Origin of the sequence: Microbacterium oleivorans (assembly GCF_023715745.1) — a bacterium.
GTDB lineage: Bacteria > Actinomycetota > Actinomycetes > Actinomycetales > Microbacteriaceae > Microbacterium > Microbacterium oleivorans_D.
In genome coordinates this window covers 71,906-86,768 of the sequence record NZ_JAMBOV010000004.1, presented here as the reverse complement: position 1 = coordinate 86,768, position 14,863 = coordinate 71,906, and the positions used below count along the sequence as shown (strand labels likewise).

Annotated in this window: 16 protein-coding genes and 1 pseudogene; 8 read left to right on the top strand and 9 right to left on the bottom strand. The window is 69.9% G+C overall.

The genetic code is table 11. From position 1 onward, the window contains the following. Together M3190_RS11230 and M3190_RS11225 are read right to left on the bottom strand one after the other, a co-directional pair. On the bottom strand, positions 1 to 1,389 hold the full coding sequence (locus tag M3190_RS11230; RefSeq protein WP_251581519.1) for a glycine--tRNA ligase: 1,389 nt from the start codon (positions 1,387 to 1,389) through the stop codon (positions 1 to 3). Between the two features lie 104 nt (positions 1,390 to 1,493). Next, a complete protein-coding gene (locus M3190_RS11225; protein WP_251581517.1) occupies positions 1,494 to 1,862 on the bottom strand; it encodes a DUF4870 domain-containing protein in 369 nt (122 codons plus the stop codon). 130 nt (positions 1,863 to 1,992) lie between these two features. On the opposite strand from M3190_RS11225, the gene M3190_RS11220 reads away from it, so the two are divergent. From M3190_RS11220 to M3190_RS11210, 3 genes are all read left to right on the top strand, one after another. Continuing rightward, a complete protein-coding gene (locus tag M3190_RS11220; protein ID WP_251581515.1) occupies positions 1,993 to 3,477 on the top strand; it encodes an SPFH domain-containing protein in 1,485 nt (494 codons plus the stop codon). A 196-nt stretch (positions 3,478 to 3,673) separates the two neighbouring features. Beyond that, a complete protein-coding gene (locus M3190_RS11215) occupies positions 3,674 to 4,474 on the top strand; it encodes an SDR family oxidoreductase (RefSeq protein WP_251581513.1) in 801 nt (266 codons plus the stop codon). A 71-nt stretch (positions 4,475 to 4,545) separates the two neighbouring features. Then, a complete protein-coding gene (locus tag M3190_RS11210) occupies positions 4,546 to 5,946 on the top strand; it encodes an MFS transporter (protein WP_251581511.1) in 1,401 nt (466 codons plus the stop codon). A 119-nt stretch (positions 5,947 to 6,065) separates the two neighbouring features. On the opposite strand, the gene M3190_RS11205 is transcribed toward M3190_RS11210, so the two are convergent. After that, positions 6,066 to 7,271: an MFS transporter gene (locus M3190_RS11205; RefSeq protein ID WP_251581509.1), complete on the bottom strand. Its 1,206-nt coding sequence runs from the start codon at positions 7,269 to 7,271 to the stop codon at positions 6,066 to 6,068. 56 nt (positions 7,272 to 7,327) lie between these two features. On the opposite strand from M3190_RS11205, the gene M3190_RS11200 reads away from it, so the two are divergent. Both M3190_RS11200 and M3190_RS11195 read left to right on the top strand, forming a co-directional pair. After that, positions 7,328 to 7,702 carry a MerR family transcriptional regulator gene (locus tag M3190_RS11200; RefSeq protein ID WP_251581507.1) on the top strand — a complete coding sequence of 125 codons (375 nt, stop codon included), beginning with the start codon at positions 7,328 to 7,330 and terminating at the stop codon, positions 7,700 to 7,702. A 62-nt stretch (positions 7,703 to 7,764) separates the two neighbouring features. After that, positions 7,765 to 8,034, top strand: coding sequence for a hypothetical protein (locus tag M3190_RS11195; RefSeq protein WP_251581505.1), 270 nt, complete (start codon positions 7,765 to 7,767; stop codon positions 8,032 to 8,034). 17 nt (positions 8,035 to 8,051) lie between these two features. Here M3190_RS11195 and menC read toward each other — a convergent pair whose 3' ends face one another. Genes menC through M3190_RS11180 form a run of 3 tightly spaced genes read right to left on the bottom strand, consistent with a single transcriptional unit; the run spans position 8,052 to position 10,800 of the window. Continuing rightward, positions 8,052 to 9,185 (bottom strand): o-succinylbenzoate synthase, encoded by a 1,134-nt coding sequence (gene menC / locus M3190_RS11190; RefSeq protein WP_251581503.1) that lies wholly within the window; start codon positions 9,183 to 9,185, stop codon positions 8,052 to 8,054. 4 nt (positions 9,186 to 9,189) lie between these two features. Beyond that, positions 9,190 to 9,891 (bottom strand): GNAT family N-acetyltransferase, encoded by a 702-nt coding sequence (locus M3190_RS11185; protein WP_251581494.1) that lies wholly within the window; start codon positions 9,889 to 9,891, stop codon positions 9,190 to 9,192. Between the two features lie 18 nt (positions 9,892 to 9,909). Next, complete coding sequence (locus M3190_RS11180) at positions 9,910 to 10,800, bottom strand: WcbI family polysaccharide biosynthesis putative acetyltransferase (RefSeq protein WP_251581492.1); 891 nt, start codon at positions 10,798 to 10,800, stop codon at positions 9,910 to 9,912. A gap of 115 nt (positions 10,801 to 10,915) precedes the next feature. Between M3190_RS11180 and purU the strand changes: the two genes are divergently transcribed. Beyond that, a complete protein-coding gene (gene purU, locus M3190_RS11175) occupies positions 10,916 to 11,794 on the top strand; it encodes a formyltetrahydrofolate deformylase (protein ID WP_251581484.1) in 879 nt (292 codons plus the stop codon). A gap of 8 nt (positions 11,795 to 11,802) precedes the next feature. On the opposite strand, the pseudogene M3190_RS11170 reads toward purU, so the two are convergent. Then, a pseudogene (locus tag M3190_RS11170) lies at positions 11,803 to 12,516 on the bottom strand (SDR family NAD(P)-dependent oxidoreductase). Between the two features lie 147 nt (positions 12,517 to 12,663). Here M3190_RS11170 and M3190_RS11165 point away from each other — a divergent pair. Next, the gene (locus M3190_RS11165; RefSeq protein ID WP_251581475.1) at positions 12,664 to 13,146 is read left to right on the top strand and encodes a MarR family winged helix-turn-helix transcriptional regulator; all 483 of its coding nucleotides are present in this window, start codon (positions 12,664 to 12,666) and stop codon (positions 13,144 to 13,146) included. Between the two features lie 138 nt (positions 13,147 to 13,284). Here the strand turns inward: M3190_RS11165 and M3190_RS11160 are convergent, their stop codons facing one another. Next, positions 13,285 to 13,869: a dihydrofolate reductase family protein gene (locus M3190_RS11160; protein WP_251581465.1), complete on the bottom strand. Its 585-nt coding sequence runs from the start codon at positions 13,867 to 13,869 to the stop codon at positions 13,285 to 13,287. 101 nt (positions 13,870 to 13,970) lie between these two features. On the opposite strand from M3190_RS11160, the gene M3190_RS11155 reads away from it, so the two are divergent. Further along, entirely contained in the window at positions 13,971 to 14,342 is a 372-nt protein-coding gene (locus M3190_RS11155) for a hypothetical protein (RefSeq protein WP_251581463.1), read from the top strand. A gap of 29 nt (positions 14,343 to 14,371) precedes the next feature. On the opposite strand, the gene M3190_RS11150 is transcribed toward M3190_RS11155, so the two are convergent. After that, entirely contained in the window at positions 14,372 to 14,842 is a 471-nt protein-coding gene (locus M3190_RS11150) for a MarR family winged helix-turn-helix transcriptional regulator (protein ID WP_251581461.1), read from the bottom strand. Between the last annotated feature and the right edge of the window lie 21 nt (positions 14,843 to 14,863).

The window sequence follows — 14,863 nt, the reverse complement described above, 5'->3', positions numbered from 1 at the left end:
TCAGGCGCCGCGCAGGCGCGGGGCGAGGTAGGCGTGCAGCTCGGCGAGCGCGATGCGCTCCTGGGCCATCGAGTCGCGGTCGCGGACGGTCACGGCGTCGTCGTCGAGCGAGTCGAAGTCGACGGTGACGCAGAACGGCGTACCGATCTCGTCCTGCCGGCGGTAGCGACGACCGATCGCGCCGGCGTCGTCGAAGTCGACGTTCCAGCCGTTCGCGCGCAGATCGTCGGCGACCTTGCGGGCCAGCGGCGACAGGCGCTCGTTGCGGCTCAGCGGCAGCACCGCGACCTTCACCGGTGCGAGGCGCGGGTCGAGGCCGAGCACCGTGCGCGTGTCGGTGCCGCCCTTCGCGTTCGGCACCTCCTCCTCGCGGTACGCGTCGACGAGGAACGCCATCATGGCGCGCGTCAGACCGAACGACGGCTCGATGACGTAGGGAACGTAGGTCTCCCCGGATGCCTGGTCGAAGTAGGTGAGCTTCTGCCCCGACGCCTCGATGTGGCTCGAGAGGTCGTAGTCGGTGCGGTTGGCGACACCCATGAGCTCGCCCCACTCCTTGCCGGCGAACCCGAAGCGGTACTCCACGTCGATCGTGCCGGCGGAGTAGTGCGCCCGGTCCTCTTCGGGCACGTCGAACTGACGCATGTTCTCGGGGTCGATGCCGAGGTCGATGAACCAGTTCCAGCAGGCCTGCACCCAGTGGTCGAACCACTCGCCCGCCTCGGCGGGCGGGGTGAAGAACTCGATCTCCATCTGCTCGAACTCGCGCGTGCGGAAGATGAAGTTGCCGGGAGTGATCTCGTTGCGGAACGCCTTGCCGACCTGGCCGATGCCGAACGGCGGCTTCTTGCGGCTCGCGGTGAGCACGTTGGAGAAGTTCACGAAGATGCCCTGCGCCGTCTCGGGACGCAGGAAGTACAGGCCGCTCTCATCGTCGACAACACCGAGGTAGGTCTTCACGAGACCCGAGAACGACTTGGGCTCGGTGTACTGCCCCTTCGTGCCGCAGTTGGGGCAGGGCACATCGCCCAGGCCGTTCTCGGCCTTGCGCCCCTTGCGCGCCTCGAAGTCCTCGATGAGCGTGTCCTCGCGGAAGCGCTTGTGGCATTGCAGGCACTCGACGAGCGGGTCTGTGAAGGTCGCGACGTGACCCGAGGCCTCCCACACGCGCTTGGGGAGGATGATCGACGAGTCGAGCCCGACCATGTCGCCGCGACCGCGGACGAAGGTCTGCCACCACTGCTGCCGGATGTTCTCCTTCAGCTCCGTGCCGAGGGGACCGTAGTCCCACGCCGACCGCGACCCGCCGTAGATCTCGCCCGCCTGGAAGACGAACCCGCGGTGACGGGCGAGGGCGATGACTTTGTCGAGACGGGACTGCTCGGCCACGGTGGCTCCAATGGTCGTCGTGAGGGGGGGTGCGCGACAGCGCGGATGCCGCGAGACACGGCATCCTCCAGTCTATCCGCGCCGGTTCCGGCCGACGACGGGGGTCAGGAGACGAAGCGGATGCTGAGGGGCGGTGTGTACCACTGCCCCTGGCTGGCCTTCACGGCCGCCACGATCTCGATCACCAAGGCGAAGATGCCGGCCGCGAACAGCAGGAGGAATCCGATGCCGATGAACGCCAGCGGGATGGAGACGAGCGCGATGATCAGGATCGTGAGCTGGAAGTTCAGGGCCGCGGCGCTGTGGGCCCGGATGAAGGGTCCGCGATCGCGCAGGACCAGGTAGACGATCAGCGGACCGAGGAACGCGAAGAGGATGCCGCTGACGTGGGTGAGCGACGCCCAGGTCTTCTCGTCCTCGGGGCGCATCGGCGGAGCGTACGGGTAGGGCTGCGCGGGCGGCGGGGTCGTCATGGCGTCAGCGTACGGGCAGACGTCGGAGGGCGGCGAACCTCGTCACGCGGCTGGACTAACCGATACGTTCGAAGTGGGCGCCTTCGCAGGGGCCGCACGAAGGACATCGAGACTCAGGGGGATTCCACACATGGACGCACTCATCGCCGGAGGGGCGGTCGTCGTCGGCGGCATCATCGTCGTCGCCGTCATCGTCTTCATCATCATCTTCATGGTGGTGCTGCGAGCCTGGTACAAGGTCGCCAAGGCCGACCAGGCGCTCGTCATCGTCGGCCGCAACCAGAAGAACGCGGCGGGTGACTCGTCCCGCATCTCGGTGATCACCGGCGGCGGCGCCCTGGTCAACCCGCTCACCCAGCGCGCCGAGATGATCTCGCTGCGCGCGCGCCAGATCAAGATGGAGCCGACGGCTCAGGCATCCAACGGCGTCACCGTGAACGTCAGCGGTGTCGCTCTCGTCAAGATCGGCTCCGACCCCGAGTTCGTCCGTCGCGCGGCCGAGCGCTTCCTCTCGCAGGACGGCGCGATCGAGCAGTTCACCACCGAGCAGCTCGAGGGTGCGCTCCGCGGTGTCGTCGCGACACTGACCGTCGAGCAGCTCATGAAGGACCGGCAGAAGCTGTCGGACCAGATCGCCGAGGGCATCAAGAGCGACCTGCTCGCCCAGGGCCTCATCCTCGACTCGTTCCAGATCCAGGGCGTCACCGACAAGAACGGCTACATCGACGCCCTCGGCGCCACCGAGGTCGAGCGCGTCCGTCGCGAGGCCGAGGTCGCCCGCATCAACGCGGCCCGCGAGGTGAAGGCGCGGCAGATCGCCACGGACGAGGCGAACCTCGTCGAGCAGACCGCGTACGACCGCAACACCGCCCAGGCGTCGGCCGAGGTCGGCCGTGCCCGCGCCGAGGCCGAGCAGGCGGAGGCGCTCGCCCGCGCCGAGCGCGAGCAGGCCGTCCTCCTGCAGCAGGCCGAGAACCGGCAGGCGCAGCTCGATGCCGACGTCAAGAAGGTCGCCGACGCGTCGCTCTACGAACGTCAGCGTTCCGCGGACGCCGACGCGTACACCCAGGTCAAGGCGGCCGAGGCCCGCGCGCAGATCGCGGCGCAGGAGGCCGAGGCGACGCGCCTGCGCGCCCAGGCCGAGGCCGACGCGATCCGCCTTGAGGGCGAGGCGCGCGCCGAGGCGATCAAGGCGGAGGCCGCGGCCATCGCGCAGAACCAGGAGGCTCTGCTCGCGCAGCGTGCGATCGAGGCGCTGGTGCCGCTCATGACCGAGTTCGCCCGCGGCTTCGACAAGGTCGGCTCGATCACGGTCCTCGGCGGCGAAGGCGCGTCGAGCCACATCGCCGGCGAGAGCGCATCGAGCATGCGCGCCACCTTCGACGCGGTCCAGGCAGCGACCGGCATCGACCTGCGCGGCATCATCCAGGGCCAGGCCACCGGTCGTGGCATCGCCCAGGGTCTGCAGAACGAGCAGGGTCTGCAGAACGAGCAGGGTCTGCAGAACGAGCAGGACGCCGCTCCGCTGCGCCGCCGCGCTACCGCACCGACCGCGCCGACGGCTGAGCCGACTGCGCCGGCAGCCGGCGACGCGCCGTCCCCGGACGCCGTCTGACACCCACCGCACGAAACGGCCACCCGTCGACGGGTGGCCGGTTCGCGTTCTGCCGCAACTCCTCCGTTCCGGCTGACTCGGCTCCGCGCAGCGCCGAGCACGCACGGCGGAGCGACGGAATCCGAGGAGTTAGGGCTGGCGCGCAGCGCTGTCAACCCCGCCCGCTGTCACCGTCGCGGTCCGTAGCGTCGCGGGCATGACCTTCACTCCTCGCCGCGCCATCGTGACCGCCTCCGACTCCGGCATCGGCCGGGCGACCGCCCTCGCCCTCGCCGACGCGGGGATGGACGTCGGGGTCACCTGGCACTCCGACGAAGACGGGGCGAACGAGACCGCCGACGAGGTCCGCCGTCGTGGCCGGAAGGCCGTCGTCGCCCAGTTCGATGCGACCGACCTGGACGCGGTCCCCGGCATCGTGCGCGGTCTGGCGGAGGAGCTGGGCGGACTCGACGTCTTCGTGAACAACGCCGGCGGCGGGACGGGCGGCCCCTTCCTCGAGATGGACGTCGAGGGCTGGCGAACGGTCGTCGGTCTGAACCTCGACGGGGCGTTCGTCGGTATGCACACGGCCGCGACCCTCATGGCGGAGGCCGGTCAAGAGGGCCGGATCATCGCGGTCACGAGCGTCCACGGCTCGCAGCCCCGGGTCGGTTCTGCGGCCTACGTCGCCTCGAAGCACGGCCTCGAGGGGCTTGTGAAGACGATGGCGCAGGAGCTCGGCGCGAAGGGCATCACGGTCAACTCGGTCGCGCCCGGTGAGATCGCGACACCCATCAACGACATGGACGCCGAGGACGCCGAGAACACCCACCGCCCCGGCATCCCGATCCCCCGTCCGGGCAAGCCCGAGGAGATCGCCGACGTCATCGCCTTCCTCGCCTCCCCCGCGTCGTCCTACGTGACCGGTGCGACGTGGGTCGTCGACGGCGGGATGCTGCAGATGGGTCCGCAGGCGGGCTCGCACATGGAGTCCGACGCCTGGCGCGACGCGGGCTGACGGCGACCGACGTCGCCGGCCGGGGATAGCCTGGAGGGATGGCTCCGGACGACAGACGCAGACTCACCCGGATGCCACGACAGGGCGGGATCGTCGCCGTCTTGGCGATCGCGGGGCTCGCGTCGTCGTTCATGTTCACCCTCGTGGTGCCGATCCAGTCGAAGCTGCCCGAGCTGCTGAACGCGAGTCGCGAGGACACCGCCTGGGTCGTGACGGCGACGCTGCTCGCGGCAGCCGTCTTCACCCCGATCGCGGGGCGGCTGGGCGACATGTACGGCAAACGCCGCATCGTCCTCGTGCTCCTGGGGCTGCTGATCGTCGGGTCGGTGATCGCGGCACTGTCACCGGGGATCGGCGGCGTCATCGTCGGCCGTGCCCTTCAGGGAGCCGTGACGGGTGTCGTGCCGCTCGGGATCTCGATCATGCGCGATGTCCTTCACGAGGACCGGGTGGATGCCGCGATCGCCCTCATGTCGGCGACCCTGGGTGTCGGCGGCGCGGTCGGCATGCCGGTCAGCGCCATCATCACCGAGACGAGCGACTGGCACGTCCTGTTCTGGATGGCGGCAGGACTCGGCGCCGTCGTGTTCATCCTCGTCGTCCTCGTCGTGCCGCCGAGCGTGCTGCGCACGGCGGGCCGCTTCGACTTCGCCGGTGCTGCCGGGCTCGCGGTCGGTCTCACCGGGGTGCTGCTCGCCGTGTCACGCGGCAACGAATGGGGCTGGACCTCGCCCGCGACCCTCGCTCTAGGGCTCGGGGGGCTCGTCGTGCTGCTGCTGTGGGGCTGGTTCGAGCTCCGCATCCGGGAACCGCTCCTCGACCTGCGGGTCGCAGCCCGGCCGGCCGTCCTGCTCACGAACCTCGCCTCGGTGGCGATGGGCTTCTCGCTGTTCGGCTCGAACGTGTCGTATCCGCAGATGCTCGAGCTGCCGGCATCCGTCGGCGGGTTCGGACTCACCCTCTTCCAGGCCAGCCTCATCGTCATGCCCGCGGGGCTCGTGATGATGGTGCTCTCACCGTTCTCGGGGCGCCTCGCTCGCACGATCGGCCCGCGCGTGCTGCTGATCATGGGCGCGAGCGCCCTCATCGTCGCGTACGGCTACTCGCTGCTGTGGGCGTCGGAGGTGTGGCACATCCTCGTCGCCAACCTCCTCATCGGCGTGGGGATCGGCTTCGGCTACGCGGGGATGCCGATGCTCATCATGCGCTCGGTGCCGCAGAGCGAGACCGGCGCCTCGAACGGGCTCAACGCGCTGTTCCGCTCGCTCGGCACCTCGATCGCCGCGGCGGTCGTCGGCGCGGTGCTCGCCGGGCTGTCGACGATGCAGGGCGGCGTCGCGGTGCCGACGCCTGCGGCGTTCCAGGTCTCGTTCGCCCTCGGCCTCGGGGCCGCCGTCATCGCACTCGGCGTCGCCCTGTTCATCCCGCAGCGCCGCGACCCGCACGAGGCGCACCCGTCACTGCCGCGCTGACGCCGGGGGTTGAGCCGGGCGTCACGCGATGCAACGGATGCCGGGCGCCGCGCCGCGGCATCCGCTGCCCCGACGGTGTGTCGCGGCTGATCCATTGCATCGGCTGACGCAGGCGGGGCTCAGGGGCGGCGGGGTCCTGTGAGGAGGGCGGCGATGACGAGCGCGAGGGCGATGAGGACGGCACCGGCCGAGAGAGTGGTGGCGCCGGCCGGGTGCGCGGCGCCGCCGACGAGGTCGCCGAGCCACGGGCCCGCGGCGATGCCGACGTTGAAGGTGACGACCGTCCCTGCGCTGGCGAGCGTGCGGGTGCGATCTGTCGCGATGCGCATGAGCATGGACTGCTGCAGCGGGAAGTAGGCGCCGATCGTGAGGCCCCACACCGCGAGCGCGACGTACATGAGCGGGGTGTCGGCCGCGAAGCTCAGGATGCCGAAGGCCACCACCAGGCTCGCGAGGGCGACGACGAGCGAACCGCGCGGCCACCGGTCGGCGAGCGGCCCGGCTGCGACGACACCGACGAGCCCCGCCGCCCCGTAGCCGAACAGGAGCACTGGGACCTGAGCCTCGGGGGCGCCGGCCGACACCTCGAGTAGAGGACGCACGTAGGTGAACGTCGCGAACTGCGCGAGCGCGAAGACCAGTGCCGCCGCTGCGAAGAGCACGATCGGCACGAGCGAGGCATCCGTCCCCGTGGGACGTTCGGCCCGCGGCAGGGCGGGCTCGGGAGTGCGGCGCGGCAGCCGGACCGCGATCGCGGCGGCGAGCGCGAAGGCGACGATCGCGAGCACGCCGAACGACCAGCGCCACGAGAGCAGCTGCGCGATGAGGGCGCCGGCCGGCAGGCCCGCGAGGGTGGCGACGGTTCCGCCGGCGGTCACGAGGGCGAGTCCACGTCCGAGGTACGACGGGGCGAGGAGCGAGGTCGCGTAGACGATGACGATCGCCCAGAAGAGGCCGTGGGCGACGCCGGCGGCGACGCGGGTCGCGACGGCGACCTCATACGTCGGCGCGAGTGCGGTCGCCGCGTTCGCGACCGCGAAGGCGGCGAGCGCACCGGCGGCCACGAGGCGCCGGTCGAATCGTGCGGTGAGGCGGGCGAGCGGGATGCTCGTGACGATGACCGTCAGCGCCCACACCGAGATGAGCAAGCCCACGCCGAGCGGGTCGGTCTGCAGACCCTCGACCATCTCGGGCAGGAGACCTGCGGGCAGCGACTCGGCCGTGACGGTCACGAAGACGGCGAGGCTGAGCAGCAGCAGCGCTCCGAGCGGGAACCGCGGCGCGGAGGTCGCCGTGGTGGGGACGGAAGCGGTGGACGTGCTCATGCCTCGAGCGTAGAGTCTCACATCAATGTGAAGGTCAAGCGGGGATCGGGGACACGATGAAGATCGGCGAGGTGACGGCGCGCACCGGCATCCCTCAGCGCATGCTCCGGTACTACGAGGAGCAGGGGCTGCTCGCCTCGGCGCGCGCCGGCAACGGCTACCGCGAATACGACGACCACGCCGTCGAGCGGGCCCAGCGGGTGCGCGGTCTGATCCAGGCGGGACTGTCCACCCGCATGGTCAAGGTCGTGCTCGACCTCGAGGCGGACTGCCGGGCGACGCAGCCGCCGTCGTGCACGCGAGCCCTGGCCGAGGAGCTCGCCGCGGAGCTGCAGGCGCTCGACGATCGGCTCGCCTGCCTCACCAAGAGCCGCGACGCGGTCGCGATGTATCTCGGCAGGTCCCCCCACGCCGATCTGCTGGCGCACTAGCACGTCGCACGATTCCGGACAGCCCCATCGCGGCATCGCGCTCGCCCCGCGAGGATGGTCGCATGACCTATGCCACCGAACGCCGCTCGAACCCGACCGCCTGGGCCGCCTTCTGGGTCGGTCTCCTCGGTCTCATCCTCATGCCGATCCCGCTGTTCATCGGACTTTTCCTCGGCGGCGGGCTCTCCATCGTCGCCGCTGTCCTCGTCGTGATCGCGCTCCTGAAGGGACTCGCGCGAAGCGGAAAGGGCATCGCCCCCGTCGTCTTCGCCGGCATCTTCGTCCTGCTCACGTGGGGCGGCATCTCCGTCGGCGGCGGCATCGTCTGGTGACGCCGGCCTGAGCGCGCTCAGCGCCGCAGCGTCTCGCGCGCGACCGTGAACCGCTCGAGCGCCGCCTCGTCGACCTCGACTCCGAGCCCCGGGCCGGTCGGGACGCGGACGTGCCCGTCTTCGAGGACCGCGGGCTCGGTCACGATGTCGTCCCGGTAGAACCGAGCGGATGCCGAGACGTCGCCTGGCAGGGTGAACGCGGGGTGCGCGGCGAGCGCCGCGTTGGCCGCGCGCCCGATACCGGTCTCGAGCATGCCGCCGCACCACACCGGGATCCCCGCCGCCTCGCACAGGTCGGCGATGCGGAGCGCCTCGAGGTAGCCGCCGACCCGACCGGCCTTCACGTTGATGACCGTCGTGGCACCGAGGGCGAGCGCGTCGCGGGCGGCCTTCGCCGACGTGATCGACTCGTCGAGGCAGATCGGGGTCTTCAGAAGCTGGGCGAGCGCGGCGTGGTCGACGATGTCGTCCTCCTGCAGCGGCTGCTCGATCAGCAGGAGGCCGAAGCGGTCGAGCTGCGCGAGCGTGTCGGCATCGGCGAGCGTGTAGGCGGAGTTCGCGTCGACCTGCAGGGGGATGTCGGGGAAGGCGGAACGCACGGCATCCGTCTCAGCGATGTCGCGACCGGGCTTGATCTTGATCTTGATGCGCACGTAGCCCTCGTCGAGGTAGCCGCGGACGGTCTCGACCAGCGCCGTCGGGTCGGGTTGGATGCCGACGCTCACCCCCGATGGGATCGTGGCCGCCGCCGCACCGAGGTACGAGGCGAACGATCGACCCTCGGCTCGGAGTGCCGCGTCGAGGACGGCGAGCTCGAGACCCGCCTTCGCCATCCGGTGACCGACGAAGGGCTCGAGCGTCGGGGCCACATCCTCGGGAGCGAGGTCGCGGCGGCCGAGCAGAGCCGGCCCGAGCCATCGAGTGGCGACATCCCACGCACCGTGCGTGTACTCGCTCGAGTAGAGGGGCGCGTTCTGGGTGACGACCTCACCCCAGCCCTCCCCCGACTCGGTGCGCGCGCGGACGAGGATGACCTCGCGCACGGTCTCGGTGCCGAAAGATGTCGTGAACGGTGAGACGAGCGGGAGGTGCAGCACCCGCAGCTCGATCTCGTCGAGGCGGACGGATGCGGCGGGCTGGGCGGGCGGCATGGGCTCAGGCTACGCGGGGGACGAACAGGTAGCCCTCGCCGGCGCGGAAGCCGCCGACCATGAGCCCCGCGTCGAGCTGCGCCCGGAACGCATCCCTGACCTCGTGGCGTGCCCGGGCCGCGGCATCCGGATCGGTCCGACGCAGGGTCTCGATGTCGGTCGGGATCGCGACGGTCCCGACGACGTCCCCGGGTGCCGGCGTCGGCACGGGGGAGGCGAGGTGCCAGGCGACATGGAGCCGGTCACTCTCGTCGCCGCTGTTGATCGCGTCGCCCATGTCGCCGTAGTGGTCGACGAGGTAGTCGGTGACCCGGGCGCCGAGGACCGCGAGGTTGAAGTGCGCGTTGCGCGCGATGAGCGGGTCGAAGGTCCAGGTGATCGTGCCGACATCGCGGCCGAAGGCCCACTCCCGCTGATGCGCCTTCAGCGCCCGCCCGATGCCTTGCGCCTGTGCGTCAGGAAGGACACCCGTGACGTGCGAGTGCATGCTGCGGGATGCCGGAGGCCCGAAGAACGCGGCCGACGCGGCGACCATGCGGCCACCGTCGTACACCCCGACGACGTAGTTGCCGGAGTGCTCCAGCGCGCGCAGCAGGTTCGGCGGCATCCCCCCGTCGGGCGAACCCCAGACCGCCTCGAACACGCCGCTGGCGGCGACCATCTCGTCGATCGTGTGCAGTTCGCGGATGTCGAGCGCGTCGGTCATGCCGCCACGCTACGCCCGTCAGCGGCGCCAGCGCTCGAGCGTGGGCCGCAGCCGCTCGAGGGCGCCGCGCACGAACTGCGGATGCCGGCGGTACCACTCCAGGTGCGCCTCGCGGGCCTCGGCAGGTGCGACCCGACGCCCGTCGACGGTCCAGTCGGAGTCGGGTTCGGCGTCCAGGTCCCACGCGTCGATCACCCAGTCCTCGCGAGGCGCGTGGACGGAGTTCAAGAGGGGACGACCCGGGTCGGTCGCCTCGCCGGAACGGCCGAGGGCGCGCAGGATCCGGTCGCCGAGGGCGAGGAGAACCGCGTTGCCGGGGTGGTTGACGGTGCGCACCAGATCGAACTCCGGGTCGGCGAACACGTCCGAGATCGCGACGTCGAGCGACGCCTCGCGACGCCGGAGCTCGGCGAGCGACGCGTCGGCCTCCGCGTGCACCGCGTCACGGTCGAGTCGTGAGCGCACCGGCGCACCGGCGGCCTCGGCGAGCGTGCGGACGTCGTGATACGCGACGATCGGCGGCGTCTCCTCCACCCCCGGGACGTGCAGCGCCGCCTGGAACGGGTACAGCCCGGTGAACCGGACGATCGGAAAGGTGACCGCTCGACTCGACCTCGGGAGGGATGCCGCCAGCTGACGGGTCCCGAGCGGGAGGCCGTGGTAGTCGTCCTTCACCGGCTGCGCGATGAGCATCGATGCTCCGGAGAGGAGGTCGTGCAGGCGGCGGGTCGCCGCCGCATCCAGCAGGTACACGGGAGGGACGCGCACGAGAGGCACCTCATCCGAGTCGAGGACGAGTCGGACCGACTCGGCTTGGCAGTTTCCGACGACGACGCCATACCCCTCTCGCGGCTCACCCCAGAACTCCGCGTGGTGGGCGTCATGCGGGTCGAGCTCGTGTTCTGCCATTCCGCGAGCCTTTCAACCGGCATCCGTCCTCGCCACGACTTGCGCCGGCCCGCGAACGAGGTATGCGCTCGTGCCGCGGTCCGCGGCATCCGTCGTCACAGGGCAGAATCGAGGGATGACGTCGCCCGCCCCGCAGCTCCACGCCGACCACGCCTGCCTCATCGTGCACGGTAAGGACACTCCGGGGATCATCGCCGCCGTCTCGGCGATGATCACGCGGATCGACGGGAACATCGTGCAGTTCGACCAGTACTCCGACGACCCCCGCGGCGGGGCGTACTTTCAGCGCGTCGTGTTCCACCGACCCGGCTTCGGTGCGCAGCGCCCCGCGATCGAGGCGGAGATCGCCGAGACCCTCGCCCCTTTTGAGCTGGAGTGGTCGCTGACGGACCAGTCGGTGCCCAAGCGCATGGCGATCCTGTCGTCGAAGCAGGACCACTGCCTGCTCGACCTGCTGTGGCGCAACCGTCGCGGCGAGCTGCCCACCAGCATCCCGATGGTCATCTCGAACCACACATCGTCGGCGGAGGACGTCCGTTCGTTCGGGGTGCCTTTCTTCCACGTGCCGTCGACGCCCGGCCCCGACAAGTCGGCGTCCGAGGCGAAGATCCTCGAGCTGCTGAAGGGCAACGTCGACTTCGTCGTCCTGGCGCGGTACATGCAGATCCTCTCGCCCGAGTTCCTCGAGGAGCTCGCGGTGCCGGTCATCAACATCCACCATTCGTTCCTCCCGGCCTTCATCGGCGCCGAGCCGTACCGCAAGGCGAAGGAGCGCGGCGTGAAGCTCATCGGTGCAACGAGCCATTACGTCACCGGCGACCTCGACGAGGGTCCGATCATCGAGCAGGACACGATCCGCGTCACCCACGCCGACACGACTGCCGAGCTCGTCCGCCGCGGCGCCGACGTGGAGCGTCAGGTGCTCTCTCGCGCGGTGCGCTGGCACGCCGAGGACCGCGTCATCCGGCACGGGAACCACACGATCGTCTTCTGAGGCGGGCGTCAGAGCATCCCGGTCAGCACCCCGCCGTCGGCGCGGAGAGCCGCGCCGTTGATCGCCGAGGCGCGAGGGCTCGCGAGGAAGGCCACGAGCGCCGCGATCTCCTCCGGGCGGATGAAGCGCTCCAGCAGCGTGGTCCTGTTCTGACCGATGACGGATGCCGCGACGGCATCCGCCGGCACGCCCTGGGCGGCCGCGATCGACTCGACGACCGACGCGACGCCGTCCGAGTAGGTCGGGCCGCCGAGCACCGTGTTGACCGTGACCTCGGTCCCGCGCGTGAGCTTGGCGAGACCGTTGCCGAGGGCGATCGTTGCGGCCTTCGAGACGCCGTACGGGATCATGTCGGCGGGGACGTTCACGCCGGACTCGCTCGCGATGAACAGGATGCGGCCCCACCGTCGCTCGCGCATCCCGGCCAGGACGCGCCGCTAAAGCCGGGCACCCGCCATGAGGTTCACGTCGAGGTATCGCTGCCACTCGGCGTCATCCGTGCCGGCGAACTCGTTCAGACCGAACGCGCCGGCGTTGTGGACGAGGATGTCGATCTCGGGGAGGTCGGCGAACGCCCCCGGGTCGGTGACGTCACCGGGGGCGACGTCGATGTCGGCCCCGAGGACGAGTGCGCGCAGTCGGTCGGCTGCTGCGTGCGTCCGGGCGGCATCGCGACCGTTGAGGAGAACGGCCGCGCCCTCGGAGGCGAGGGCATGGGCAATGGCGAAACCGATGCCCTGGGTCTAACCGGTGACGAACGCGCGCTTTCCGCGGAGTTGGAGGTCCATGTTGAAGGCCTTTCACTTGACTGAGCAAGTGACGGTATCTCGGATGACTTGACTGAGCAAGTCATGACTTATGATGGGAGCGTGCCCGAGCGCGATGATTTCTCTTCCGACGACCTCGAGACCTGGTCGTCGCTGGCGACGCTCTTGGAGTGGCTCCCTGCTGCACTCGACGCCCAGTTGCAGCGGGATGCCGGGCTCACGCACTTCGAGTACGGCATCCTCTACGCGCTCTCCCGCGCCGACGACGGCCGCCTGCGGATGAGCACGCTCGCCGGTTACGCGCACAGCTCACTGTCGCGCCTGTCCCGCGCGGCGACCCGCCTCGAATCGCGCGGATATCTGCGCCGTGAGATGGACCCCGCGGACGGTCGCTACACTCTCGCGATCCTCACCGCAGCCGGCGCCGAGGCGCGGCGTGCGGCGGGTCCCGGTCACGTCGACCTGGTCCACCGGATCGTGCTCGACCGGCTCACCCCCGCGCAGCAGAAGCAGCTGCGGTCGATCACCGCGCGCGTGCTGACGGGGCTGGGCGATGAGCCGGGCTGGAACCCGGTGAAGGCCTGACCGCGAGCGCAGGCTGTTCCGGGAATGCGATGCGACCTCCTCGCGGCGCGGAAGCGGCGCGACACGTTCCCGGAGCGGTCGGTCAGGCGACGGGCTGCTGCAGCTCGACGATCCAGCGCGCGTCGGGTCCGTCGACCGTCAACGAACGTCGGGTGCGGGATGGGGTGTGACCTCGTACTCGGTGGTGACCCAGTTGGATCCGGCGTGAAGACCTACCTGGTGGACGACGGCCTGATCGAGGTCGCGAGGGGTCGGACCGCGACCGTCCCCGATGAGGCTCGGGATCTGGCGAAGTCGCAGCACGTCGACGAGCCTCGCGTGGAAAAGCGCGTCCGTGAGCTGCAGACTGCCCCACACCAGTACGTTTCCGTCGACATCGGCCCGCAGTCGAGTGAGAGTGGCCACGGGGTCCCCCGGCTCGACGGTCGCTTCGCGATGCGGACCCCACGGGGCGACGTCGATCGTGTTGCTCACGACATGCTTGGGGAGGGAGTTGATCAGTGCTGCAACGGGTTCGTCGGCCGGGTCGACCGTCGGCCAGTAGTCAGCGAACATCTCGTACGTCTTCCGCCCGAGGACGATCGCGCCGGTCTGCTCGAGGAGCCGGATCTGGTCGGAATCGGTGCTGTCGATCGGAGCGGCGCTCATGCACCTCATCCCGCCTTCCGCGTCCTGCACGAACCCGTCGGCGGTGATGATCTGCTCCACGATGATGCGTCCCATGGAGAGACCATAAGCGCGTTCCGCTTTCGCATACTGAGCGATTCATAATCAGTACGGGCGCACGCGCCTTCACTGGGGTCAGCACGAGAAGGGCAAGGCGCATGGTCTTCCACAGCAAGGAAACGCTCGAACACTGGGTAGCGGAGTTCATCGACGCGCGAAGCGGCGGTGAAGAGATCCGTGTCGCCGTCCAGGACGGCTCCGGCGGGGAGGACACCGGCCTCGTCCTCATTCCGCTGGTGGCTGCACCGAACTCCGTGTGGATCGAACCTCGCGACATCGGCGAGGAGCTGAGCTGGCACGTCTTCATCGAACCCGCCGAGCAGACGCTCGAACTGACGAGCTTCGAACTCAATGGCCTCACACACGAGCTGCAGATCGCCGCGGAACTGTGCGCCTACCTCCAAGAGAGGTCGCTGGGACACTACGAACCCGAGGCCACACCCGAATCCTCGGCCTCCGCCACGGACTGACGCAGACCGCCGTCATGAAACGGCGCGGCTCACGCCGCGATGCCGTCGACGGTCTTCGTCACCGCGATCAGGAACGTCTCCACCTGGCGCAGCTCCGATGGGGTGAACCCGCTAGCGGCGGCTTCCATCAGCGTGTCCGCGTCCCCGAGCACCCCGCGCAATTCCTCCTCTGCGAGAGTCGTCGCGACGATCGCCACCGCACGGCGATCCCCCTCGACCGTCCGACGCTTCACACGGTCGGCACTCTCCAACTTGTCGATCATCGTCGTCACAGCCGCCGAAGAAATGGCCAGATGACGAAGCAGGTCCTGCGGGCGAGCCGAGCGATCGGGCTGACGAAGCAGGAAACGCATCGCGGCGAGCTCGTTCTCACTCACCGACAGCAACCGCCTCGCACGAGCCTGCATGTCCCGCTCCGCGACACGGTACTTCTGCAACAGATCAAGGACTCGCCGAACCTCGTCGCCGGCAACCCGGCCGGACCGATTGCTGCTGTCCATGCTGCTCCACTCGCGTCGCGG

Coding starts and splice junctions, on each gene's coding strand:
- M3190_RS11225 (WP_251581517.1), bottom strand. CDS start 1,862: ATGACGACCCCGCCGCCCGCGCAGCCCTACCCGTACGCTCCGCCGATG.
- M3190_RS11220 (WP_251581515.1), top strand. CDS start 1,993: ATGGACGCACTCATCGCCGGAGGGGCGGTCGTCGTCGGCGGCATCATC.
- M3190_RS11215 (WP_251581513.1), top strand. CDS start 3,674: ATGACCTTCACTCCTCGCCGCGCCATCGTGACCGCCTCCGACTCCGGC.
- M3190_RS11210 (WP_251581511.1), top strand. CDS start 4,546: ATGCCACGACAGGGCGGGATCGTCGCCGTCTTGGCGATCGCGGGGCTC.
- M3190_RS11205 (WP_251581509.1), bottom strand. CDS start 7,271: ATGAGCACGTCCACCGCTTCCGTCCCCACCACGGCGACCTCCGCGCCG.
- M3190_RS11200 (WP_251581507.1), top strand. CDS start 7,328: ATGAAGATCGGCGAGGTGACGGCGCGCACCGGCATCCCTCAGCGCATG.
- M3190_RS11195 (WP_251581505.1), top strand. CDS start 7,765: ATGACCTATGCCACCGAACGCCGCTCGAACCCGACCGCCTGGGCCGCC.
- menC (WP_251581503.1), bottom strand. CDS start 9,185: ATGCCGCCCGCCCAGCCCGCCGCATCCGTCCGCCTCGACGAGATCGAG.
- M3190_RS11185 (WP_251581494.1), bottom strand. CDS start 9,891: ATGACCGACGCGCTCGACATCCGCGAACTGCACACGATCGACGAGATG.
- M3190_RS11180 (WP_251581492.1), bottom strand. CDS start 10,800: ATGGCAGAACACGAGCTCGACCCGCATGACGCCCACCACGCGGAGTTC.
- purU (WP_251581484.1), top strand. CDS start 10,916: ATGACGTCGCCCGCCCCGCAGCTCCACGCCGACCACGCCTGCCTCATC.
- M3190_RS11160 (WP_251581465.1), bottom strand. CDS start 13,869: ATGGGACGCATCATCGTGGAGCAGATCATCACCGCCGACGGGTTCGTG.
- M3190_RS11155 (WP_251581463.1), top strand. CDS start 13,971: ATGGTCTTCCACAGCAAGGAAACGCTCGAACACTGGGTAGCGGAGTTC.
- M3190_RS11150 (WP_251581461.1), bottom strand. CDS start 14,842: ATGGACAGCAGCAATCGGTCCGGCCGGGTTGCCGGCGACGAGGTTCGG.